The organism is Niastella sp. (assembly GCF_045805085.1).
GTDB lineage: Bacteria > Bacteroidota > Bacteroidia > Chitinophagales > Chitinophagaceae > Niastella.
Genome location: NZ_JBJMLX010000551.1, coordinates 1 through 24,266 on the forward strand (window position 1 = coordinate 1; position 24,266 = coordinate 24,266).

The 24,266-nt window shown below is 44.9% G+C and carries 25 protein-coding genes; 19 read left to right on the forward strand and 6 right to left on the reverse strand.

Going from position 1 to position 24,266, the window contains the following annotated elements; all coding sequences use genetic code 11:
- The first annotated feature begins 177 nt into the window (after positions 1–177).
- Positions 178–663, forward strand: a complete 486-nt coding sequence (locus ACJ751_RS28680) for an inorganic diphosphatase (RefSeq protein ID WP_407748976.1) — start codon at positions 178–180, stop codon at positions 661–663.
- A gap of 203 nt (positions 664–866) precedes the next feature.
- On the opposite strand, the gene ACJ751_RS28685 is transcribed toward ACJ751_RS28680, so the two are convergent.
- Positions 867–2,282, reverse strand: coding sequence for a hypothetical protein (locus ACJ751_RS28685; RefSeq protein ID WP_407748977.1), 1,416 nt, complete (start codon positions 2,280–2,282; stop codon positions 867–869).
- A 92-nt stretch (positions 2,283–2,374) separates the two neighbouring features.
- The gene (locus tag ACJ751_RS28690) at positions 2,375–3,412 is read right to left on the reverse strand and encodes an LLM class flavin-dependent oxidoreductase (protein ID WP_407748978.1); all 1,038 of its coding nucleotides are present in this window, start codon (positions 3,410–3,412) and stop codon (positions 2,375–2,377) included.
- A gap of 151 nt (positions 3,413–3,563) precedes the next feature.
- Between ACJ751_RS28690 and ACJ751_RS28695 the strand changes: the two genes are divergently transcribed.
- The 15 genes from ACJ751_RS28695 to ACJ751_RS28765 all read left to right on the forward strand — a co-directional run bounded on the left by ACJ751_RS28695 (position 3,564) and on the right by ACJ751_RS28765 (position 16,181).
- A complete protein-coding gene (locus ACJ751_RS28695; protein ID WP_407748979.1) occupies positions 3,564–4,916 on the forward strand; it encodes an alpha-L-fucosidase in 1,353 nt (450 codons plus the stop codon).
- Between the two features lie 344 nt (positions 4,917–5,260).
- On the forward strand, positions 5,261–5,815 hold the full coding sequence (locus tag ACJ751_RS28700) for a hypothetical protein (protein ID WP_407748980.1): 555 nt from the start codon (positions 5,261–5,263) through the stop codon (positions 5,813–5,815).
- A gap of 410 nt (positions 5,816–6,225) precedes the next feature.
- Entirely contained in the window at positions 6,226–6,636 is a 411-nt protein-coding gene (locus tag ACJ751_RS28705) for a lipocalin family protein (RefSeq protein ID WP_407748981.1), read from the forward strand.
- 92 nt (positions 6,637–6,728) lie between these two features.
- A complete protein-coding gene (locus ACJ751_RS28710; protein WP_407748982.1) occupies positions 6,729–7,523 on the forward strand; it encodes a HipA family kinase in 795 nt (264 codons plus the stop codon).
- On the forward strand, positions 7,501–7,884 hold the full coding sequence (locus tag ACJ751_RS28715) for a DUF3037 domain-containing protein (RefSeq protein ID WP_407748983.1): 384 nt from the start codon (positions 7,501–7,503) through the stop codon (positions 7,882–7,884). The genes ACJ751_RS28710 and ACJ751_RS28715 overlap by 23 nt, the downstream gene beginning before the upstream one ends.
- Positions 7,885–8,323: 439 nt before the next feature.
- Positions 8,324–9,406: a fatty acid desaturase family protein gene (locus ACJ751_RS28720; RefSeq protein WP_407748984.1), complete on the forward strand. Its 1,083-nt coding sequence runs from the start codon at positions 8,324–8,326 to the stop codon at positions 9,404–9,406.
- A 144-nt stretch (positions 9,407–9,550) separates the two neighbouring features.
- A complete protein-coding gene (locus tag ACJ751_RS28725; RefSeq protein ID WP_407748985.1) occupies positions 9,551–10,249 on the forward strand; it encodes a Crp/Fnr family transcriptional regulator in 699 nt (232 codons plus the stop codon).
- Between the two features lie 71 nt (positions 10,250–10,320).
- Positions 10,321–10,788, forward strand: coding sequence for a YHS domain-containing (seleno)protein (locus ACJ751_RS28730; RefSeq protein ID WP_407748986.1), 468 nt, complete (start codon positions 10,321–10,323; stop codon positions 10,786–10,788).
- Between the two features lie 50 nt (positions 10,789–10,838).
- On the forward strand, positions 10,839–11,231 hold the full coding sequence (locus tag ACJ751_RS28735; protein ID WP_407748987.1) for a DoxX family protein: 393 nt from the start codon (positions 10,839–10,841) through the stop codon (positions 11,229–11,231).
- A gap of 166 nt (positions 11,232–11,397) precedes the next feature.
- Positions 11,398–11,937 (forward strand): YceI family protein, encoded by a 540-nt coding sequence (locus ACJ751_RS28740; protein ID WP_407748988.1) that lies wholly within the window; start codon positions 11,398–11,400, stop codon positions 11,935–11,937.
- Between the two features lie 35 nt (positions 11,938–11,972).
- The gene (locus ACJ751_RS28745; protein ID WP_407748989.1) at positions 11,973–12,473 is read left to right on the forward strand and encodes a hypothetical protein; all 501 of its coding nucleotides are present in this window, start codon (positions 11,973–11,975) and stop codon (positions 12,471–12,473) included.
- On the forward strand, positions 12,461–13,192 hold the full coding sequence (locus ACJ751_RS28750) for an NRDE family protein (protein ID WP_407748990.1): 732 nt from the start codon (positions 12,461–12,463) through the stop codon (positions 13,190–13,192). The genes ACJ751_RS28745 and ACJ751_RS28750 overlap by 13 nt, the downstream gene beginning before the upstream one ends.
- Positions 13,189–14,253, forward strand: coding sequence for a hypothetical protein (locus tag ACJ751_RS28755; protein ID WP_407748991.1), 1,065 nt, complete (start codon positions 13,189–13,191; stop codon positions 14,251–14,253). The genes ACJ751_RS28750 and ACJ751_RS28755 overlap by 4 nt, the downstream gene beginning before the upstream one ends.
- 206 nt (positions 14,254–14,459) lie before the next feature.
- Positions 14,460–15,125 (forward strand): LysE family translocator, encoded by a 666-nt coding sequence (locus ACJ751_RS28760; protein ID WP_407748992.1) that lies wholly within the window; start codon positions 14,460–14,462, stop codon positions 15,123–15,125.
- A 204-nt stretch (positions 15,126–15,329) separates the two neighbouring features.
- Complete coding sequence (locus tag ACJ751_RS28765; RefSeq protein ID WP_407748993.1) at positions 15,330–16,181, forward strand: hypothetical protein; 852 nt, start codon at positions 15,330–15,332, stop codon at positions 16,179–16,181.
- A gap of 75 nt (positions 16,182–16,256) precedes the next feature.
- On the opposite strand, the gene ACJ751_RS28770 is transcribed toward ACJ751_RS28765, so the two are convergent.
- Positions 16,257–17,573, reverse strand: coding sequence for a 4Fe-4S dicluster domain-containing protein (locus ACJ751_RS28770; RefSeq protein ID WP_407748994.1), 1,317 nt, complete (start codon positions 17,571–17,573; stop codon positions 16,257–16,259).
- Between the two features lie 159 nt (positions 17,574–17,732).
- Between ACJ751_RS28770 and ACJ751_RS28775 the strand changes: the two genes are divergently transcribed.
- Both ACJ751_RS28775 and ACJ751_RS28780 read left to right on the forward strand, forming a co-directional pair.
- Positions 17,733–18,230, forward strand: coding sequence for a phosphoribosyltransferase family protein (locus ACJ751_RS28775; protein ID WP_407748995.1), 498 nt, complete (start codon positions 17,733–17,735; stop codon positions 18,228–18,230).
- A 105-nt stretch (positions 18,231–18,335) separates the two neighbouring features.
- The gene (locus tag ACJ751_RS28780; protein WP_407748996.1) at positions 18,336–20,069 is read left to right on the forward strand and encodes a phospho-sugar mutase; all 1,734 of its coding nucleotides are present in this window, start codon (positions 18,336–18,338) and stop codon (positions 20,067–20,069) included.
- An 85-nt stretch (positions 20,070–20,154) separates the two neighbouring features.
- Here the strand turns inward: ACJ751_RS28780 and ACJ751_RS28785 are convergent, their stop codons facing one another.
- From ACJ751_RS28785 to ACJ751_RS28795, 3 genes are all read right to left on the reverse strand, one after another.
- The gene (locus ACJ751_RS28785; RefSeq protein WP_407748997.1) at positions 20,155–20,721 is read right to left on the reverse strand and encodes an OmpH family outer membrane protein; all 567 of its coding nucleotides are present in this window, start codon (positions 20,719–20,721) and stop codon (positions 20,155–20,157) included.
- Between the two features lie 105 nt (positions 20,722–20,826).
- Positions 20,827–22,020, reverse strand: a complete 1,194-nt coding sequence (locus ACJ751_RS28790; RefSeq protein ID WP_407748998.1) for a Gfo/Idh/MocA family protein — start codon at positions 22,018–22,020, stop codon at positions 20,827–20,829.
- A 162-nt stretch (positions 22,021–22,182) separates the two neighbouring features.
- On the reverse strand, positions 22,183–23,418 hold the full coding sequence (locus tag ACJ751_RS28795; protein ID WP_407748999.1) for an MFS transporter: 1,236 nt from the start codon (positions 23,416–23,418) through the stop codon (positions 22,183–22,185).
- Between the two features lie 355 nt (positions 23,419–23,773).
- Here ACJ751_RS28795 and ACJ751_RS28800 point away from each other — a divergent pair, with 355 nt between their 5' ends.
- Complete coding sequence (locus tag ACJ751_RS28800; RefSeq protein ID WP_407749000.1) at positions 23,774–24,262, forward strand: MarR family winged helix-turn-helix transcriptional regulator; 489 nt, start codon at positions 23,774–23,776, stop codon at positions 24,260–24,262.
- Positions 24,263–24,266: the final 4 nt, after the last annotated feature.

Consider the following 24,266-nt stretch of genomic DNA (forward strand, 5'->3'; position numbering starts at 1 on the left):
GGTTGACCAGTTAACCAGTTGATTGATCTGTTGACGAGTTAACAAGTTAACAGGTTAAAGAGCAAAAGTGAGGCTGAAATTTCGGAAATCCATTGCCGATTGCCGAATCACGATTGCCGATTCTTCCCTTGCCCTTTACTTTATAATAAAACTGTACTTTATAATAAACCTGATACTATGGACATCATAATAGAAACTCCCAAAGGGAGCCGGCAAAAATATACCTACGATAAAGAAATAAAATTATTCAGGCTAAAGAAAGTGCTCGCGCCCGGACTGGTATTCCCATTTGACTTTGGTTTCATTCCCGGTACAAAGGGAGAGGATGGCGATCCATTCGATGTGTTGGTGCTATCAGAATATCAAACGTTTCCCGGTTGTGTGGTAGATATACGAATCGTCGGTTGTTTATCCGCTATACAAACCCATGCAAAGATGTCATTCCGTAACGATCGTTTTATCGGCATCCTGGAACAAAGTTCCGCTTACGATCGCATTATGAGTATAGAAGAATTACCCTCCGCATTAATCGACAGCATCAAGCTGTTCTTTACTACTTATTTACAAGCCGAAGGCAAAACAGTTCATTGGGAGAATGAGTTGAATTCTTTACAAGCAATTGAATTAATTAACAAGGCTTTGGGGAAAACATCTTCCAGTTGAAAGGTAAGAAACGAGGCAGAGGGCAAAAGGCAAAGGCCCCGTCGCGGCAGAGCAAATGCTGACTCGATAGCCCTTTCTAATCCCGGGTCCCATTATCAATTCTGTCAACCCCATCAACCCGTCAACTTGTAAACTTGTAAACTTGTAAACTTGTTAACTTGTCAACTCGTCAACTGGTCAACTGATCAACTGATCAACTAAACTCACTTCATCCCACGCTCTATCTTACCAAAATCTATCCCTCTTTCCACAAAATCATTCTGACTGCGCATCCTCGCCTTATCATTAAACCCGCATTCAACCGCTTTCAGCAAATCGGCTTCCACCCCAGGCAGATCATTTAAACGGGCATGAAGAATAGCAGAAAAATACCAGGCTTCGCTATTGGTAGGATCAGCCATTTTATACAGGTTAACATAATATTCAGCGCCCACATCGCGGTGATTGCCCACCAACTGGTTACTGAATGAATAAAAGGCCAGCGACAAATACGCCAGTAACCGTTGATACATGGCGCCTTCGGCAGTGGCAGCCTTTGCTTTTGTTTGCAGATCGGCTATTTCCTTTTTCCAGTACTCCATATCACCCTGGTTAAACTGTTGTGCGTACTTAGCTTTTATATTCTGTTCCGTCACCAGCAATTGTTGTCGCTCCTGTTCCTGTTTTTTATAAGCTTCCTGGTTGGATAAAGCCGTTGCTTTACCCGAAAACCAGTTGGCATCGGAACTCAAGCCACTTACCAGGTTACCGGCCAGCACACATTCCGCCACAGCTTTCAACAGGTTGTTTTCTTTGGTATAGGTTTCAACCGTTTTCTTACTGTTCGCCACAAAAGATTTGATAAATGCTTCATTAACGGGCAACAGCTTATTCCTCATGGCGTCGAACTGAAAACCCGCAAAAGCCACATCCATTGTTTTCTCCGGCGCCCATTCATGTTTGCCATTGAAAAGCATAAGGCGATGACGTGTGTTTGTTTTATCGAATTCTTTTGAGATGGCCACCAGATCGGTCATATTCATATCGCCTTCTCCGGTAATGGCGGTAAAGCTGAATGCATAATTACCGGCAGTTGCCCCATCAGGCAGACCGGCTCCATTGGCAATGACGCCTTTTATTTCCGAATGGTTCAATGCCGCAAAGCCGGCTACTTTTGCACCGCCTGAAAATCCGGCTGTATATATCCGTTGTTGATTTATATTGAATCGCTTCCTGGTATCATCAGACAATATTTGCCAAATGGCTTCCGTGAGCTGCCAGTCGTTCCCGTTCTTTGAATTATTACTGCCTATTAATAAAAAACCATACTTATCAGCCAGCGCCTTGTACTTATTAAGCGGCAGCGAACCACTGGCATGCGGGTCAAAAAAATAGATCACTGGCAGGGCTTTTTTATTCCCGGTTGAAGGAATATAAGCCGCATATGATTGACCCGCATCTGCAGCACAGGTTATCGTATCGATCACTTTTCCGATTGCAAAAGAATCAGGCCGGGCAGCAGGCGCCGCCACAACGGTATTTTTCACAGGCACGCGTTGCTCTGTAGCAGTAGTAGGATTATTAGCACAAGCCTGGGTGTACAGGATAGCCGTCATACAGATGCAAGAGAGTAGTTTCATATTAGGTCAAAGATATAATAAGCTTTAATAAAACAAAAGGTGGGCCCACAAAAGACCCACCTCCTTATTAACTTGTCAACCCTGGCAATTTATCAACTTTTCTTAGTATACTTCCTCACTTCTGGAGCAACCTTTGTACCCAACAGTTCAATCGCTTTCATCACTTTATCATGCGGCATGGTTCCTACGCTCACATGCAGTAAGAACCGCGTTAACCCAAGTAATTCCTGTTCATAAAGGATCTTTTCAGTAACCTCCTGCGGACTGCCCACCAGCAATGCCCCGCGTTTGCTCCGCATGTGGTCAAATGCCTCCCGGGTCATGGACTGCCAGCCACGTTCTTTCCCAAGTTGTGTCATTACATAATTGTAAGAAGGATAAAATTCATCCGCCGCCTGTTGGGAAGTTTCGGCAATATACCCATGAGAATGTACCGCCAGTTGCAGCTTTTGCTCATCATGACCGGCCTTTTTGTAGGTGTTCCGGTACAATTGCGCCAGTCCTGCAAAGTTATCGGGACTGCCGCCAATGATGGCCATAGCCAAAGGCAGCCCATACGAAGCAGCCCGCATGACCGATTGGGGTGTTCCACCCACGGCTACCCAAATAGGTAACTCGGGTTGATATGGCCGGGGATAAATGCCCAGGTCATTGATAGCAGGACGGAACTTACCCTTCCAGCTTATTTTTTCGCTTTTATTCAATTCAACCAGCAGATCGAGCTTTTCAGCAAACAGGTCGTCATAATCGTTCAGGTTGTAGCCAAACAGGGGGAACGATTCAATGAAAGAACCGCGTCCCGCCATGATCTCGGCCCGGCCATCGCTCAACAGGTCAACGGTAGCAAAGTCCTGGAACACCCGAACAGGATCATCAGAGCTCAATACGGTTACGGCACTGCTCAATTTTATTTTCTTTGTTTTGGCAGCCGCCGCAGCCAGGATAACAGCAGGAGAGGAGGCAATGAAATCGGGCCGGTGATGTTCACCAACCGCAAAAACATCCAGTCCTACCTGTTCCATTAATTCAACTTCTTCCATCAGGTCCTTCATCCGCTGATGTTGCGAAATACTTTTCCCCGTAGCAGTATCGGGCGTTAATTCAACAAATGTGCTTATACCTATTTCCATGTTATGATTATTCCCCTAAAGAACCAAAAGTATATCAATTTCGTTCATATCACCCACTATACCCAAGGGAAGTGGGTGCAAGGCAAACGATTGGCCCAAATGATTGTTATGTAAGCGCAATAAATTCCCCGGGAAATGGTATTTTCATGGCATGAAACAGCTTACTGCAACAATTACCAGCTTCCTGCTTATTACAACCGGCGTATTTTCCCAATCTTCCACCAACAATAATAGTACTTATACGCCTACACCGCAAAACCTGCAGGCGCGGCAGCAGTACCAGATCGATAAATTCGGCATGTTCATTCACTGGGGTTTATCGAGTATGCTGGCTGATGGCGAATGGGTGATGAATAACCGGAACATAAAAGTTGTTGATTATACCCGTCTGTTACGGGCGTTCAACCCCGTTGATTTCAATGCTGCGCAATGGGTAACTACCGCCAAAAACGCCGGGATGAAATACATTGTTTTCATTACCCGTCACCATGATGGCTTCTCCAACTGGGACACCAAATATTCCGACTGGAAAATAACCAATACGCCCTATGGCAAAGACGTGCTGAAAATGTTATCGGAGGAATGCCGCAAACAAGGCATAAAGCTTGGATTGTATTATTCGCTTCTTGACTGGACCCGTTCCGATTATCCCTGGGAAACCGGTCGTACGGGACAAGGCACGGGAAGAACCGGTAAAGGCGATTATGCCTCGTACCTGCAATTCATGAAGAACCAGCTAACAGAACTATTGACGAATTATGGCGATATCATGTGCATCTGGTTCGATGGTCATTGGGACCAAACCAATCCCGAAGGCCAGAGCGATCGCTCTTCACGCATCGACTGGAAGTATAACGAGATCTATGAGCTCATTCATAAATTACAACCGCAATGTATGATCGGTAACAACCATCATATGACGCCGTTTACCGGGGAAGATTTTCAAATGTTTGAACGCGACCTTCCTGGCGAGAACACATCCGGACTGAGCTTTCAAAAACCCTCCGATGCCCTGCCGTTGGAAACCTGCGAAACCACCAATGGCGCCTGGGGCTACAACATCACCGACCGTAGATATAAAACGGTGGAACAGGTGGTACGCTTACTGGTTGGCGCAGCTGGCCGCGATGCCAACCTGCTGCTGAATGTAGGGCCCATGCCTACTGGTTTAATACAGGCAGAGTTTACTGATACGCTGGCCGGGGCAGGGAAGTGGCTGCAACAATATGGCGAAAGTATTTATGGCACCCGCGGCGGACCACTTAAGCCGCAAGACTGGGGCGTAACCACCCAAAAGGGCAAGCTTATTTATCTGCATTTGTTCAAGTCACCCGATGCTAATGTAATTATACTGCCCGATGCAAAAATGAAAATAAAACAGGTAAAACTTTTAGGCACCAACACTCCGGTCAAATACACTAAAATGAGAAATGGAGTAGCTATCTCCACTGAAGGAATTTCAATTACCGGACTGGATACGATTATTGTAATAGAGCAATCTTAGGAGGCAGATCCATCCCCAACATACTTAACCATTTCATTTGCCCACGGACCATAGAGCCAAAGGCAATGCCAACAACCGGTAAATAACTATAATGTTTCTTACCTATCATTTGTATTAAAGTCTTTCTGGATTCATTGAAACTATAAATTATCAAGAAAACTAAACTTCCCTGTAATAAATTAACCGAATCCGACACATATAACCCGATTAGGATGGAAAGCGATATAATCAGCACAAAAACTAAGGTAAGTAGGTATTTATTGTACAGATAATATGGCTTTCCTTTCAAATGTATTTTATTTGCATGCTTTTAAAATTGACTTACTTAAACCTTTAATTTAATTATGAAAAGAGTGATTCTCCTCGGTACTATTGCTTCTGTTCTCGTTTTATCAGCTTGTAAAGGCGGTGACAAGAAAGAAGCTACCAGCGAAAACGCTGCAACTTCGACACCATCTTCAACCCCTGCTGAAGAAAACAAACCGGCTGCCAACCAGCCCAAAGAATACAAAGTGGTATTCACACCCGATTCAGCCATTTTAGGCAAAAAGAAAGAAGCCCTGCTAAAGATCACCGGCGCTACCGCAATGGCCATGACCGACCCCGATGGTAAAGACAATGGCATTGAACTGGTGGTAAAACTCCAGGCTACCAATAAACAAACTATTAAGGAGGGCTCCAGCTTTTCAGTTTCATATGCTGATAGCCGTCTGACATTAGACAATGGCACCAACGTTGTCTGCAAAACAGGTACCGATTATGTGCGGGCGCAACCTGAAGCTACCGGCACAGAAGAAAGCTGGACCTATGAAATACCTGCCGGCGCTAAACCTACTGCACTGAACCTGTTCATGGACGATACCCGCGTATCTGTAAGTATTGCGTTAAGCGAGAAATAATAGCTGTACGTAAAATATTCAAAGGCCCCCACCAACCTTTTCCCCAATGGGGGAAGGCAAGGAGGGGGCTCTTTTTTATATTATATCAAAGGGTAATTGGGTAAAATAACGGTGAGTAGTACCGGATAATTTACAATTTTTAACAACGCTTGCAAGTACCCGGGGAATGTTATACTTTAGCGCCCGAACCATATACCAATATCCATGAAAACGTCCGCAGCTATCTTTTCTTACATCATTTCCTGTTACCAACGATTATTCTCTCAGCGGTTCCAACCGAAAATTTAGAAGAATTACCAATTAAAAATACGGTGTTTAATAGCATCACTTTGCAATATCGCCTTACGGGCAGATATGCATAACTCTTGTTTATATCCAAAATCTATAAATCGAAAACAAACCGATCAACAATGAAAAAAACTGTTTTATCCGTACTGGCCTTATCAGCATTAGTGTACTCATGTAAAAAAGATGACGATAAATCAAATGCAGAGAAATTAATAGGCAAATGGAATAAGATAACCATGATTGAAAATAATCACGAGTACGGAGTTGATAACAAAGATACACTTAACTATCCCGCCGGAAGTACAAGTATTGAATTCCTGAACAATGGCACTTTTTATGAAAAAGCCCGGGTTTATAACGACACTGGCGTGTATAAAATTGATGGAGTTAATTTATTCCTTACTTACAAAGGAAATACAGAGAGTGATACCCTTACCATCAAATCACTCACTGATAATGATATGACTTTATACTATAAAGACGCAGGTAGCAATGGTGATTATTTCGAAAGCACCGGTACCTACAAAAAATAACCTGGATTATATATAAAAAAAAGCGTTCCGCCGGTTAAACCAGCGGAACGCTTTTTTTTACAGAATTTGCCCTACTTTTAGCCCCATTTTTTATGTCACAACATCCCGAAATAAGAACAGTGAACGTTACCCGCTACGTTACGCCCCTGCGCGAAGGCGGTTCGCTGCCTGCCATTGCAGAAGCTGATGATGGTTTTATGTACGTGCTCAAATTCAGAGGCGCCGGGCAGGGTATAAAAGCCCTGATCGCCGAACTGATAGGCGGAGAAGTAGCCCGTGCGCTTGGATTAAAGGTGCCCGAACTGGTGCTGGCCAACCTGGATACCGCCTTTGGCCGTACCGAGCCCGATGAGGAGATCCAGGATCTGTTAAAAGCAAGCGTGGGGTTAAACCTGGCGCTGCATTATTTATCGGGCGCCATCACCTACGACCCGGCTGTTGTAAAGATCGACGCCCTGCTGGCTTCCCGGATCGTATGGCTTGATTGTTTGCTCATGAATGTTGACCGTACGCCCCGCAATACCAATATGCTCATCTGGCATAAAGAACTTTGGCTTATTGACCATGGCGCTACTTTATATTTCCACCATAGCTGGCAAAACTGGAAAGAACAGGCGCAAAAGCCTTTTGTGCAGGTAAAAGACCATGTTTTGTTGCCACAGGCTTCGCAACTCACCGAAGTGGATGCCGAATTCAGGGCGATACTTACGCCCGAACGCATTCGCACTATTGTTGACCTGGTGCCTGATGAATGGCTGGCAACCGACCTCCAGGAAGCATCCGTTGCAGAACGCCGCCAGGTGTACGCCGATTTTTTAATAACCCGAATTGCCTCGTCACACATTTTTGTTAAAGAAGCCCAACATGCAGGAAAAATACTTATTTGAGTACGCAGTTATTCGTATGGTGCCCAGGGTAGAGCGGGAAGAATTCTGCAATGTGGGCATTATTTTGTTCAGCAAAGAGCAAAAGTTTTTGCAGGCCATGCATACCGTGAATGAAACCAAAGTAAAAGCACTGGACGAAAAAGCAGATATTCCTGAAATCCTGTCTTACCTGCAGGCATTTGAAAAAATTTGCCAGGGCGCCAAAGACGGCGGACCCATTGCCCAGCTGGATATGCCTTCGCGGTTCCGCTGGTTAACAGCACAGCGCAGCACCATTTTACAAACATCGCGCGTGCATCCGGGTTTTTGCAAAAACCCGCAGGAGGCGCTGGTACGCCTGCACCAACAGCTGGTTTTATAACTCATTCAGGGAGAACAATTCTTGAACGAAAATTTCGTTTAAGAAGGGTTCAATTTGTGTTAATATCCAATATCCGTCATGGCATAGAGTTTGCTCAACAGGAAAGACTTTAATTCTATGCTGTTTAAAACCGATTTCACATGATTTTTTTACGTCCGCCAAACGATTACTCCGGCACAAAAAGTGCAGCTTTACCTGTCAGTTATTCCTGTTTTTTAGCCCGTCGCTCACTTACGTTTGTATGACATTTCTCAGGTTGTGAGATGACAATTATCAATTTGAGATCATTGTATTAAATGGGGGTTCATTAACATTTCTTTCTTTACCTTTGCGACGCTAAAAGAAATCAGACGTATCTACCCCACCGGCAATAAAGCGCTCCTGAGTAGTAGCATTTTATTAGAGTCAAAGTTGATACTAAAACAATTTTCGCATAATTATGCCTAAAGTAACCTTTAACAATAAAGACAAGAGTTTTTTCAATACTTTAAAGTCATCCGTTGATCAATATTTTGCCACGCATAATATCAAGAAAACGGGTAATTGGGGTTTGTATTCTAAAACAGCCGTTTTGGCGCCTTCGGCGATCCTCATCTATGCAATCCTGCTGTTTTTCTCTTCATCGATGTCAGTCGTTCTGGCCATTTTGCTTTGCTGTATACTGGGTTTTGTGCTGGCCAGCATTGGATTTAACGTAATGCACGATGCCTGTCACGGCAGTTATTCAAGCAAAGGCTGGGTGAACGAAACCATGGCCCTCAGCTCGAACCTGCTGGGCGGAAACACCTACATCTGGAAATTCAAACACAATATCGTTCACCATACTTACACCAACATCGACGGGGTTGATGATGATATCGCCCTGAGCCCCCTGATGCGTCAGTGTGAAACCCAAAAATGGTTGCCACCGCACCGGTTTCAGCATCTTTATGGGTTTGTTCTCTATGCTTTTACTTCACTGGCCTGGTTCTTTGTGATGGACTTTACCAAATATTTCAACCAGAAAGTACATACGACCCCCATGACCAAAATGGATACCAGGGAGCATGTGATCTTCTGGGTAAGCAAACTGTTGTATGCCGCCTTTTTTGTGGTTATTCCTATCTCGCAATTAGGCTGGATGCCCTGGCTGTTCGGCTTTATAGCGCTGAACCTGACCCTGGGTTTAACCCTGGCAGTAGTATTTCAGCTGGCGCACGTGGTAGAACATACCGATTTCGTACATGCCGACGAGGTGGAACCCATGAAAATTGAGAACGAGTGGGCCATTCACCAGGTAAGGACCACCGCTAACTTTGCTCCCCGTAATAAATTTATTTCCTGGTACGTGGGCGGATTGAACTACCAGGTAGAACACCACCTGTTCCCCCGTATCAGTCACATACATTACCCGGCCATTAACCTCATCGTAAAACAAACCTGTGCGCAGTTCAATATTGCTTACAATGAGTTTCCTACCATGCAGCAGGCCATTGCTTCACATTATCGCATTATCAAAGAATTGGGTAAAAAACCAGCATAATTTATCTTTTAATACGGGCAAAAAGCCCAAAGTCGAAAGCTGAAAGGAATACAAGCCTTTCAGCTTTTTGCATTTAGCTGTAGGCTTTCACCTTTCAGCCCTTCCTTTCTGCTGGTAACCATCTAAATTGCTTAATTTTGAGTTATGTCAGTAGACGATAAATGGCTTTTAATACGCAAATACGATCTATGGGCGCATTTAACCGATGAAGAGTATGAGGAGCTCAATATAGTACCCAACTTTATTGAGGCTCCCAAGGGTGATTACATTTACTTTGAGGCATTTCATCACAACAAACTGTATTTTGTAAAGGAAGGCTATATACGCATCGGCTTTATCGATGACAGCGGCAAGGAAGTGATCAAAGAGATCATTCAAAAGGGGGAGCTGTTTGGGCAAATAACGCTGGAGAAAGGCAGCCTGAACGGCGAATTTGCCCAGGCGTATAAGACCGGCGTAAGCCTGTGTGCTTTCTCCATCGATGATTTTCAAAAGCTGCTGCAAAAAAAGCCGTCCCTTGCGCTTAAATATAGCAAACAGGTGGGTTCCAAATTCAGGCAGGTAGAGAACAGACTGATGAACCTGCTGAACAAAGATGTAAAAAGCCGTCTCCTCGATTTTCTTTGGCAGCTGGCACAAAAACATGCAGATCCAACCGCCAATACCGCCTGCATTCCCAACTATCTTACTCACGAAGACATTGCCAATCTGATAGGATCGAGCCGCCAAACCGTTACCACCTTTTTTAATGAACTGGCAACCAATGGCCTTATCACCTACAACCGCCAGGAGATCTGTTTCCCGGATGTTAAAAAAATACAAAACCCCGCAACTGTCGCTTAGCCGACAAACCCGTCGTATCCATAGGTTTAGCTTTGAGAAGTAATTATTTACTTACTTCAATAAATTAAATCATGAAGCCCCGTCTTATCGCTATTATGCTGTTATTGATGCAGGTTAGCATCAGTTATGCCCAGGAAGCACCGCTACGAACAAAGCATTTTAATCTGGAAAATAAACTGGCCATTCAGGGCTACGATCCTGTAGCTTATTTCAAACAAAACAACGCCGTGGAAGGCAGTAAGGAATACGCCACCTATTATCAGGGAGCAACCTATTATTTTTCGTCTGCCGCCAATAAAGAGGAATTTAAAAAGAACCCGGCCCAATATGAACCACAGTATGGTGGCTGGTGCGCCTATGCCATGGGCAGTACGGGCAAAAAGGTTGAAATAGATCCCAAAACCTTCAAGGTCACCAATGGCAAATTGTACCTGTTCTATAACAAATACTTTAACAACACCCTTCCCAAATGGAATAAAGAAGAAGCAGGTTTGAAAAATAAAGCCGACATTAATTGGGAACAGATCATAAAGAAATAGTTATTGAATTTCATTAGATAGCTTCAAAGAGGAAATTATAAAACCAACAAATGAAATTTACCGCTATAGCCATATGGATCCTACGGTTACTGGCCGCCGTAATTATGCTGCAAACGCTGTATTTTAAATTCACCGGCCACCCGCAGTCAGTGGCCCTGTTCACCCAGCTGGGCATGGAACCCTGGGGCAGAATAGGAACAGGAGTACTGGAGCTGATTGCCTCAGTTTTGATCCTGTACCCCCGTACAACCGGGTGGGGCGCAGCCCTGGGATTGGGACTGATGAGCGGCGCGCTGTTCTTCCATCTTACCAAACTGGGCATTGTTTTCGATGGAGATGCAGTACTTTTCACTTATGCACTAATCACTTTTGTTTGTTGCCTGCTGCTGCTTATAAAATACCGGGCACAATTGTCGATTGGCAAGAGGGCAATAAGCAAATAATTCAGAGAACAGGGAATAGGTTTGTGTAGACAATGGAATTACATCTTCTTTGCAAATTGTACTAATTACCCATTTGCTGTTGAGAAATGTTTTCCCCGCTTTTTGTTAAAAAATTTAACATATGCTTTGCACAACCAGGATTACTTTACATGGAAAGGTTTTATATATGAAGAAAACAATGGTATTTATTCTTGGCCTGTTCCTTACGTTCCCGCTTTTTTCTCAGTCTTTGACCCCGGTTGACAGTGCATCTGAAATAACCTTCAAAATAAAGAATCTCGGATTCAATACAGGCGGCTCTTTTAGCGGGCTGGCGGGCACTATCAACTTCAACCCCGACAACCCGGATGGCTGCAATTTTGATGTACATATTGATGCGAATACGATAAATACCGGCGTTGAGATGCGCGATAATCATCTGCGCAGCGATGATTATTTTGATGTCAGGAATTACCCACAGATCAGGTTCGTATCTGTAAAAGTAACCGGCTCAAAAAAGAACGGAACATTATTTGTTTCCGGTAAGCTAACCATAAAGGGAACCACAAAAGATATTTCGTTTCCTTTTACGGCAGAGCCTGTTAAGGATGGTTATTTATTTAACGGTGAATTCAAAATAAATCGCCGGGATTTCAAGGTTGGCGGAGGTAGTACGGTGAGCGATAATCTAACGGTATTCTTAAAGGTGGTTGCCAGGAAAGTATAACGGAAAAATTTTATATTTAGGAACAAAACCGACCAATGCAATTACAACAAGCTGTAAACACGATTTTTGTACAACTGACTGACTCGCTCAGCCAATTGTCGCCACCGCAATACAGCCAGTCGTGTGCAACCCTGTTCAATAATACGATTGGCCAGCATGTGCGACATATCATTGAGTTGTTTCAATGTTTGGAGAATGGATATGAATCAGGCACCGTTAATTATGAAAAACGTAAACGCGACACATTCATAGAAACCGATAAAGAGCTGGCCGGTCGCCTGTTGCTTGACATTCACCGGGGGTTGAACAAACCCAATAAAACCCTCACGTTGGAAGCCAGTTACGACGAACACGTTACCGGTTCCATTGCCATTGAGACCAATTATTTCCGCGAAATAGCTTATAATCTCGAGCACACGATCCATCATATGGCATTAATACGTGTAGGCATTACAGAGATCACAAACATCCAGTTACCAGATGATTTTGGGGTAGCATCTTCTACCATTAAGTACCGTAAACAATGTGCACAGTAACATTTATCCGTTCAGCGGATAAGATCTATATAACATCCAACCGCGATGAAAAGCATTGGCGTTCCAGTGCATTTCCACCAACCCTGTATCCCTTCCCATCGGGTAAGTTATTATTTCCGAAGGATGGCGATGCCGGTGGCACCTGGATAGCAGCCCATGAAAATGGCAATGCCATCGTTTTTTTGAATGGAGGTTTTGTTCGCCATCAGCCAATGCCGCCTTATCGCAAAAGCCGTGGCCTGGTATTGCTCGATCTGTTGGATTCTATTAACCCGGTATTGGGTTTCAAACTGATGACCCTGCAACAAATTGAACCTTTCACCGCCGTTATCTGGAATACAGGGCAGCTGTTCGAATGCCGGTGGGATGGCGCCAAAAAGCATGTGACCGAACTGAATGATTCGGAACCGCACATCTGGTCATCGGTGACCTTGTACGATGAAGCAGTGGTGGCGAAAAGAAATAGCTGGTTCAGGAAATGGTTGCAGCAGCATGCTGAACCAGCCCCCGCCGGCCTGCTGCATTTTCACCAGTTTACAGGCGACGGGGATGCCCACAACGACCTGCTCATGAATCGCAACGGACAGGTGTTCACTGTAAGCGTAACCCAACTGGTTCTTACCGATGAAGGTACCCATATGCATTACCTTGATCTTCAGCACAACAAAACCTTCACGCAGCAATTAATAGTTGAAAAATCAATGGCAAGCCGGGAATGAACAGCATACAACGCATCCTGCACCGACCGTTTTTTATAAAGTTATTTAACTGGGAATACTGGAGCTTTGCAAGTGTATATTTTTGCATTTACCCGGTATGGGTGCTGTTGTGCCTGCGTGCGCGGTCGTTCTTTTTCTTTGCCGCCAGTAACCCCACCATCAAGAACGGTGGCTTTTTGTGCGAAAGCAAAAAAGACATCATCCCCATTATTCCACCGCAACATCATCCGCCAACCGTTTTCTTTTCCATTCCCACCAATGGCAATATCGTGTTGCGCGAACTGCAACGGGCCGGCTTACAATACCCGCTTATTGGCAAACCCAATATCGGTGCCCGGGGCCGGGGCATAAAAGTATTACGTAACGAACAGGATGTTTTAGCCTATTCCCATACAGCCTATCTCGATTTTCACATCCAGGAGTTTGTTCCCTGGAAATGCGAGGCCGGCATTTTTTATGTGCGCAATCCCAACCAGGCAACCGGCGCCATCACGGGTATTGTATACAAAGAATTTTTATCGGTAACGGGCGATGGCCGGCATTCCATGTTGCAATTATTACAAAAAGATAAACGAGCCCTGATGTACCTGGACAGTTTGAAAAAGATCCATAGCGACCGGCTGAACCAGGTATTGCCAGCGGGCGAAAAAATGATCGTATCCCCGTTTGGCAACCATGCCCGCGGTTCCAAATTTACCGATGCCAGTCACCTGGCCGATGAAGCCCTTACAAAGGTCATTGATGATATTTGTAAACAGATCCCGGGTTTTTACTTTGGCCGCCTGGATATAAGGTTTGAAAGCTGGGAAGCATTGAAGCAGGGCAAGAATTTTTCCATCATTGAAGTGAATGGGGCAGGGTCGGAACCGACACATATTTACGACCCGCGTCATTCCTTATTCTTTGCCTGGAAAGAGATCATCAGGCATTGGTTTCTACTTTTTCGCATCAGCCGTATCAATCATAAAAAAGGACATCGTTATCTTAGCTTTCGGGAAGGGATCTCTATGTTTAGAGAAGCCAGGGTTTTTGCAAGGAAGTTGGATGCCATGACAGAGTAAGGGCAGACGGCAGAAATGAGTTAACCAGTTGACGAGTTAACTAGTTGACACGTTAACGTGTTAAAGAGTTGATAAAGGGTTGAGAGATGAAAGGAATGAGAATTGAAAATAATGAGGAATGTTACATTCTCGCGAGCCATCTCTGCCTTCTGCCTTGGAACTTGAAAATTAAAGATTCGCTATTCATCAAATAAGCAACATAAGAATTGCATCTACGAATATTCTTCACCGGCATGTTTATCAGCTTCCTCGGTACTTTACCGCTGGGAACGCTGAACGTGGCGGCCATGCAGATCTCGGTCAGTGATGGCATTCGGCCCGCCCTGTATTTCTCCCTCGGCGCCCTGCTGGTGGAGATCATTTATGTGCGTATTTCCCTGGTGGCTATGGACTGGGTGCAAAAACAGGAACGCTTATTCCGCTGGCTGCAATGGTTTACTGTGCTGATAATAGTGGCCCTGGCCGTAACGAATTTTATGGCTGCTGCCAGTCCACATGTGAAAAAGAACATCATTCTTTCCAAAACCATCCCACGCTTTTGGTTGGGCATGGCCATGAGCGCCATTAACCCGGCCCAAATCCCCTTCTGGTTTGGCTGGAGCACGGCCCTCTATACAAAAAAGATCCTGGTTCCCCGTAACGATGTGTATAATGCTTATATCGCCGGTATTGGCCTCGGCACCTTTCTGGGCAATGCTATCTTTATTTTCGGCGGACAACTCATTGTAAACCGTTTAAACGCGAAACAGGGTATGATTAGCTGGATAATCGGCGGCGTGTTTGCCTTAACTGCTGTAATAATGAGTTGGAAGATTCTTTATAACAGGAAGAAGACCCAAAAAGAGAAGGAAGTTGACCAGTTAACAAGTTGACGAGTTAACCAGTTAATACAATACAAGCAATACAAATATTTAAAGGCATCCCGATAATCGAGGTGCCTTTGTTTTTAGTCATAATCAATAACTTACATTTAATAAATATTTTTCCTACCAACAAACACACCAAATAAAAGCTCTATGCGTTTTAAACCTCGCACCCGGTTATAAGTCAGAGACCGGACCTTTAAAACATACCCCATGCAAAAAAGACGATCCATTTTCCTCGGCTTAGTAGCCTGTTGCTTAGTTACCACTTTTATAGCCTGTAAAAAAGAGGCAAAAAATGCCGCCACCGATGTCACTGCTGCACAGGATAATACCATGGCTGAAAGCAATTACAACGATGCCACCAATATGGTAGATGCTTCAGCCGCACTTGGCGCTAATTTTACCTTCAGAACTGAAACTGGCCAAAATGTTGCCCGTATTGAAGATGTTTTGGGCGGCTGTGCAACAGTAGTAGTGGATTCTACGAGCACACCCCGCAAGATCACCATCAATTTCGGCGCCACAGATTGTAGTTGTCCCGATGGCAGAAAACGCAGAGGTAAGATCATTGCTACCTGGATGGGCAGATACCGCGATGCCAATACGGTAATCACCATTGGTTTTGAAAACTACTTTGTAAACAACAACCAGATAATGGGAACGCACACGACCACCAATCTGGGTCTGAACACAGCGGGCAACCTGGTTTACAAAATTGAAGTAAAAGGTTCTATTGTAAAAGCCAACGGCGGAACTATAACCTGGAACTCTACCCGTTTCCGCGAATGGACTGCCGGCGCCACTACACCCCTGAATATATTGGATGATGCCTATTCAATAACCGGTATTGCCAATGGAACTACTGCCGCCGGCGCTACATATACCATCAGCATTACACAACCACTGGTTCGTAAAATGTCCTGCGCTTTCTTTGAAAGCGGTAAAATTGAATTAACACCAACCGGTGGTGCAGCCTGGACGCTCGATTATGGCAACACTGGTTGCGACGCTAACGCCAGTGTTTCAGTTGCCGGTTTATCGTATGATATCACCTTATTCTAACAAGTACGCTTCTTAGTCCCTCAATAATAGTGTTTGTTAAGCGAAAGCCTCCTGATTTATCGGGAGGCTTTTTATTTAACTCATTTCAGCTATCCATTTATCCCTGTCATCCGGACTAAACTTCCAGGGGGCAAAGTTGTTTTCCACGTTACTGAACATGGCGTTCCATTCCTGCGGGGCATTGCTTTCTTCCATAATAAGCGAACGACGTAATTCGAGGATAATCTCCAACGGGCTGATGCTTACCGGGCATTCCTGTACACAACTATTGCAGGTAGTGCAGGCGCGTAATTCTTCAACCGAAATATAATCGTGCAGCAGCGTTTTACCATCATCTTTAAACTCCCCGTTCTGATCTATATTCTTACCAATATCTTCAGCGCGGTCGCGGGTAGCCATCATGATCTTACGGGGCGATAACTTTTTACCGGTTATAGTGGCAGGACAAGCCGCACTGCACCGGCCACATTCCGTACAGGAATAGGCATCGAGCACATTGCGCCAGCTCAGGTCAGGAACGTCTTTTGCGCCAAATTTGTCCGGAGGCGTAGCATTGGCCGGCGCCAGTTCGGGCTGCATGGCATACAGCACTTCGTTTTGTATAGCCGGCATATTACTCATTTTACCCATCGGCTGCAGCCGGGTAAAATACGCATTGGGAAACGCCAGTAATATATGCAGATGTTTGCTGAATGGGATGTAATTCAAAAAAGCAAAGATGCCCAGAATATGCAACCACCAGCAGGTTCTTTCAATACCAACCAGGGCATCATCACTTAAGCCGCCCAGTAAAGGATGCAGCAGGGAAGAGAATGCAAAATTACCGGTCACATGTTCTCCGTAATGCCCATAGCCACGTTGCTGTAACAGCGTATCGGCCGAATTCATGGTGAGAAAAAGCGACATCAGCACTATCTCGGTAATGAGAATATAATTGGCATCGCTACGCGGCCAGCCATTCAGGTCGGGACTGGCGAGGCGTTTTACCTTTACCACATTTCTTCTTAAAAGGAATATAACACAACCCACCAGCACCGTTAAGGCCAGAAATTCAAACGCATTGATCAGGTATGGATATACGACACCAACTCCGGAAAAAATGCGATGAGTACCGAATACGCCATCTATAACGATCTCCAGCACCTCAATGTTAATGATGATGAAGCCGGCATAGATAAAAAAATGCATCCCAGCCACCAGGGGATTGCGAAACATCTTTTTTTGTCCGAACGCCAGCAGCAATACATTGCGCCACCGGTCGCCGGTACGGTCGCTAAAGTCAGCATCCTTACCCAAAAGAATGTTGCGGCGTATAGTCATTATCTTTTTACTAAAAAACCATATGGCTACCGCCGAAATGATGATGAATAGTATTTGTGGTATATATGACATGGGGCTAAGATAAGTTAACTAGTTGAAAAGTTGATAAGTTAACTTGTTGATGCAGGGGGCGGAGGCCGACTGCCGATTGCCGGTTCACGAATTGTATTCATCTATGCCCGCTGCCTTTTGCCCTTTGCCTGCTTTTCAATAGATTTGGCCAAAAAATTCATGTCGCGTAATTATATCCTTGATAAGGAAGCAGTAGCCCGGAAATTGCAACGGATGGCCTATGAGATCGTAGAAAACAACCTCGAAGAAAAAGAGATTATTCTCGCCGGTATTCGCGAAAACGGCAGCGTAATAGCCCGCAACATAGAGCAACTGTTACATTCAATTAATAGCAATATCAAGATCTGGAATATCGAGATCGCCCTCGATAAAAAAGCGCCGCACGATATAAAACTGAGCGGGGAAACAGATTTTACCGATAAGGTGATCATTGTAGTGGATGATGTGGCCAACAGCGGCCGCACCATGTTATACGCCATCAAGCCTTTTCTGGCCTACCTGCCTAAAAAGATCCAGACCCTGGCACTGGTTGAACGCACGCACAAAGCTTATCCCGTTAACACGGATTATGTGGGTTTGTCAGTAGCCACCACGCTGCAGGAACATATATTCGTTGAGGTGGAAGGGGAAGCGATTAAAGGTGCTTATATGGAATAGTTGGTTTTCCTGCTGTTTCACGGGGTATGCTTTTTGAATGATAACAGCATCAAATCGATAAATTATATATCTTCAAATTTCAATAAAAACCTCAATTTGAGTACTATGGATGATGCAATTATGCAGCGCGTTCAGGTTTGGAAAGACGGGAATTATGACGATGCTGCCAAACAGGAGATTGCCCGGCTTGAAAAAGAGAATCCCACAGAGCTGGCCGATGCCTTTTACCGCAACCTGGAATTTGGTACAGGGGGCTTGCGTGGTATTATGGGTATAGGAACAAATCGCATTAACAAATACACGGTTGGCATGGCCACCCAGGGCTTTGCCAACTATTTGAATAAAACCTACCCCGGTGGCGTAATTCGCATTGCTATTGCACACGACAGCCGTAACAACAGCCGCCAGTTTGCAGAGATCACTGCCAATGTAATGGCCGCCAACGGCATCAAGGTATTTTTGTTTGAAGCCTTGCGCCCCACCCCCGAATTAAGCTTTACTATTCGCCAGTTGGGTTGCCAGGGTGGCGTGGTTTGTACCGCATCGCATAATCCAAAAGAATACAACGGTTACAAAGCATACTGGAATGATGGTGGCCAACTGGTACCGCCGCACGACAAAAACGTCATAAAAGAAGTAGAAGCCATTGCATCTGTAGATGAGGTGAAATGGAGTGGGGGCGAAGCCAATATTTCCATCATTGGCAAGGATATGGACAACCGGTATATCGACATGGTGAAAAGCCTGAGCGTTTACCCAGAGGTGATCACCCGTCAGCGCGACCTGAAGATCGTTTATACGCCCATACATGGTACCGGTATTATGCTGGTGCCCGAAGTGTTGCAGCGCTTTGGTTTTACCAATGTGCATATTGTAGAAGAACAGGCTAAACCCGATGGTAATTTCCCTACGGTAGTTTACCCCAATCCTGAGGAAAGCGAGGCCATGAGCATTGGCTTGAAAAAAGCAAAGGAACTGGATGCCGATATTTTACTGGGAACCGATCCCGATGCGGACCGCGTTGGTATTGCCATTAAAGACAAACAGGGCAACTGGATGTTGATGAATGGCAACCAAACCGCCGTACTTGCCTTTAACTATATCATTGAAGCCCGTAAGGCCAAAGGCATTGCCCAAAAGAACGATTTTGTGTGCAAGACCATTGTAACCACGGACATGATCGACCGCATTGCGGCAGATAATAATGTAAAATGCTATAATGTATTAACCGGCTTTAAATGGATCGCCGAACTGATCAAAGAAAAAGAAGCCAGTGAAAATTACATTGTGGGTGGGGAAGAAAGCTATGGATTAATGATCGGTAGTCAATTACGCGATAAGGACGCAGTATCTGCCGTAGCCCTGTTGTGCGAAATGGTAGCCTACGAAAAAGACAAGGGCAGAACCCTGTTCGAAAAACTGATCGATCTGTATGTACAATACGGTTATTATAAAGAACATTTGATCTCTATCACCAAAAAGGGCATGAACGGCCAAAAGGAAATTGCCGAAATGATGGATGGCTACCGGAATAACCCGCCATCAACTATCAACGGTTCTCCGGTGGTGCAACTGCTCGATTATGAATTGCGCAAAGGCAAGAACCTGCAAACCGGTGAGGAGTGGGCCATTACCCTGCCAGTGTCGAACGTATTGCAATTTATCCTGGCCGATGGCAGCAAGATCTCTGCCCGTCCCAGCGGTACAGAGCCCAAGATCAAATTCTATTTCAGCGTAAATACGTCTATTAAAAGCGCTGCCGAGTTTGATTCCATCCAGGTAAAAGGCGACCTTGATAAGAAAATCCAGGGCATTATCAGCGACATGGGTTTGAAATAACAATAAAGAAATACTGGAAATAAAAAAGGAGTTCCGAAAATTCGGGACTCCTTTTTTTATCGTATTATGTTGTTCTTAGTTGTTCCTAATTCTTCTTTGGTGCTTCAGCAGGTGCAGCAGGGGCTGCATCTTTCGCAGGTGTAATGTTCAATTTTTTGTACACCAGCGGTAAAATATCATCTGCTGAAGGGAAAGCGATCAATTGCTCTTTAGGCAGAATGTAAGCGTAGCCATTTTCTTTAGCCACAGCCTGTGAAGTTGTCACCGCTTTGTCCTGAATGGGCGCCAACAGCTCCTGTTCGTGCTGGTTCATCATTTGCTGGGCTTCCTGGTTAACAAAGTTGGTCCATTTAACATACAGGTCATTCAGTTCTTTCCGTTTAACTTCCTTTACAGCAGCACTTAATTTTAAAGAATCAACTACATATGTTTTTTGCTTATCTATAAATGCCTGTTGATAATCATTTCCCTGTTGAACAAGGGCTTTTTGGTATTCCTGCATATCACCCTGCGCTTTTTTGTACTCGGGCATATTGGCTACCAGTTCCTGCAGGCTGATATAACCTATTTTATTTTGGGCATTTGCCTGAACGGCGTTCGCCAGCAGACCAATGGTAAAAATCACAACTATTGCTACAAATTGCCTCTTCATATTGGGGGGTTGAGTTATTTAAGTCGCAAAATAATGGAATTCGCAGCTTCCCATGAAAAAATACAGGGAGTTTATTTAGCCACTAGGGAATTTATTTAGTCCCGTTTATTCCATTACCCTTTCAACGATTTTACCGGTTTGTTTATTTTTCAGAATTACTTTTTTTGCGCCATAATGGGTCATTTCTTCTTTTACCAGGTAATGATCGGCATCATACTCGGTAAGATGGCTGTCTTTTGTAACACCCGTTCTCCCGCGCCAGATGTCGAGCTTAACCGGTTCCCACAATTTGCTTTTGGCCGAACGGTAGGCGGCATCCAGGATGCAGTTCACCACGTAGCCGTCGTAAAAGGTTTCTTTGGGGTCTTTATCAGCCTCCATGGCATTGAACATATCCATGAACATATGGTTGTACCCCAGTTCATTCAGTTCATCGCCTACCGGAAATAACCAACCGGTGTTGCTTTCGGCTTTTTCGGCTACGTAATTGGCGCCTTTGCCGCTGGTGAACATCTCGAAACCGGTACGCAGGAAGTTGTTGATCCAGATGGTGCCTTCGGAACCCATTACTTCGTCGCGCAGGTCGAGCCCGCCGCGGAAGGTCCAGCTTACTTCAAACTGCCCGATGGCGCCGTTCTCGTATTTCACCATTCCTATGGCATGGTCTTCGGCATCGATGGGTTTTACCTGGGTATCTGCCCAGCACATCACCTCCACCGGTCTTATATCTTTTCCAATATAGCTGCGGGTGATCTCCACGCAATGGCAGCCCAGGTCAAGTATACAACCACCGCCCGCCTGCTCTATATCCCAGAACCAGTCGCTGTGGGGGCCAGGGTGCGTTTCCCTTGACTTGGCCCATAATATGCGGCCCAGGGCGCCTTCTTTCACGCTCTCCAGGGCTTTTATGAATTTGGGGGTGTAAACCAGATCTTCGAGGTAGCCATTGAAGATGCCGGCCTGTTCAACGGCCTGCAACATACGCTTTGCCTCTTCGCCATTGCGGCCAAGCGGTTTGGTGGTCATCACCGCTTTGCGGTGCAAACAGCAAAGCATTACAGCTTCTTCGTGCAGGTTATTGGGCAGGGCAATACATACAATGTCAACATCGGGATTCGCAATGGCTTCCTCCATATTGGTAGTATGGTGCGCTACATGGTAATCTTCAGCAAATCTTTTGGCGCTTTCGGTGCGGCGCGAATAGATACTTACAATTTTATCACGGCTTCTGTACCCCTGTAAGGAGTCGGCATAAAACCGGCCAATAAAGCCAGAACCGAGCATTGCTATACGTGCCATATGCGTTTATTTATAAAGATTATTATTTAAGTTATGTATTGTTTTATATCAGATGCGGTTCCAGGTTCCAGGGCCAGGGGGCTGTATTCCCTGTAACTTGCAACCTGTAACAGTCTTGTATTATCGATAACCTATTGACCATTGACCATTCACCATTCACGCTTACGGTTTCGCATCCATCGTGCGACTAAGTTTCTCTTTAAAGGTCAATACAAAGAACACTAACACCGCTAACGCAAAAGCAGCAGGCAACCACCAGAAGCTTTGCCATTGGCCTAATGTAAGCGACTTGGCAGCACCCAGGTAATTATTATAAACCGCTCCTGCAGTTTGTGCCCCTACCAGCATACCAACACCATAGGTCACAAACACAATAAGCCCTTGCGCCTGCGCCCTGATGAGCGGATTGGCTTTCTTGTCAACATATATTTGTCCGGTTACAAAGAAAAAGTCGTAGCAAATACCGTGGAGAGCAATACCGCTCAGGATCATCCAGCTTACCTGGTCAGGCGCGCCCAATGCAAACAATGCATAGCGAATTACCCAGGCCAGCATCCCGGCAGCGAGCATCCATTTAACACCCAGTCGTAAAAAGAAGAAAGGCATCAGCACCATGAACAGGGTTTCAGAAACCTGACCGATGGTTTGTGTTGCCGCAATATTTTTAAACTGTATCCCCTCCAGGAAGATCTGGGTGAAATTATAATAAGCAGCCAGCGGAATACAGATCAGGAATGAGCTAAGCAGGAAGATAAAAAACGATGGGCTGAGCAGTTGTTTCAACGCATCTACACCAATAATGCTGCTGGCCGATACTTTTCTTCCGGCAGCGGGTGGAGGCGTATTGGGCAGAAAGAAACTGTAGATCCCTAATAAAAGACTGGCTGTGGCGGTCATGTACAAGGGCATAGCAGTTTCTTCAGCCTTACCCGCTACAAAACGGCTCAGTACAAAACTGATGATAAGGCCGGCGATGATCCAGCCAAGGGTGCCAAACACGCGGATCAGCGGAAACTCTTTCTCCTGATCGCTCATTTTATGAAAACAAACGGTGTTGGCCAGGCTCATGGTTGGCATGTAACATAAATTATACAACAACAACAGAACGATGAATAAAACCGGGCTACCGGTAGCGGAAGGCGTAAGGAACATAAATACCGCGCCTAATATATGTAAGGTGCCTAATACTTTTTGAGTGGCAAAAAAACGGTCGGCAATAAGGCCCACAAAGAAGGGGGCAACAATAGCGGCAATCGGATTTACGGTATATGGCCAGTGGGTAAGGTTGCCCATATTATGATTAGTCATATAAACACCAATCGTTGTATACCACGAACCCCAGATAAAAAACTCCAGGAACATCATTACAGACAATTGAACACGTAACGCAGCTTTCATATTTGCAGGTTAATTTTTATTCAGGAACTATCCGCCTTCGCCCTTTGGCTGCCATAGCCTTGGCGACGGCAGCAAGGCTTTGGCAGACGAAGTTGGATTTCGCTTTAAAGATATTGTTTCTGATAATTTAAAAGACATTAAAGCTTGCTAAATACTATTTGCAAACAGGTTCGAGCTTAAAAGCAAGGTACAAGGCTCAGGAATCAAGGCACAAGGTTCAAAGTTCAGACTGCTGAATTTTATCGGAACCCTGAATTTAATGACTTGTACCTTGAACCTTGTTGCTTGTGCCTTAATATTTATATTTTGAATTATTATCACTATTTGTACATTTGTATAAGTACTTATACAATTTATGAGCTTTTACGAATCATTGGGATTTCTGGTCTTTGGCAGCAGGCTGCGCAGGCTGAGTGAAGCATTTCTGGCCGACGTGAACAAGATCTATGCTTCGCACGATCTCTCTTTTGACGCCGCGTGGTTTCCGGTCTTTTATATTTTGTCAAGGCAGGAAACGGTGTCGATCAGGGATATTTCCGATGAGCTGGGTATTTCCCATTCGGCCGTAAGCCAGTTGGTAAGCAGCCTGCAACAAAAAGGCTTTATTAAAACCACAACTGCCTACGATGATGGGCGCAAAAAAGTAGTGGCCTTCACAACCAAAGGAAAAAAATTACAACAACAGGTGCAGCCGGTATGGGATGCGCTGCAACAGGCGATGGAGGCATTGGTGCAGGAAGGTAAACACAGCAAAACCATCCTGACCGCTATTAGTGAAATAGAACAGGGTCTGCAAAACGAATCAGTTTTTAACCGGGTGCAAATCTTTTTGCACCATAAGTAATTAT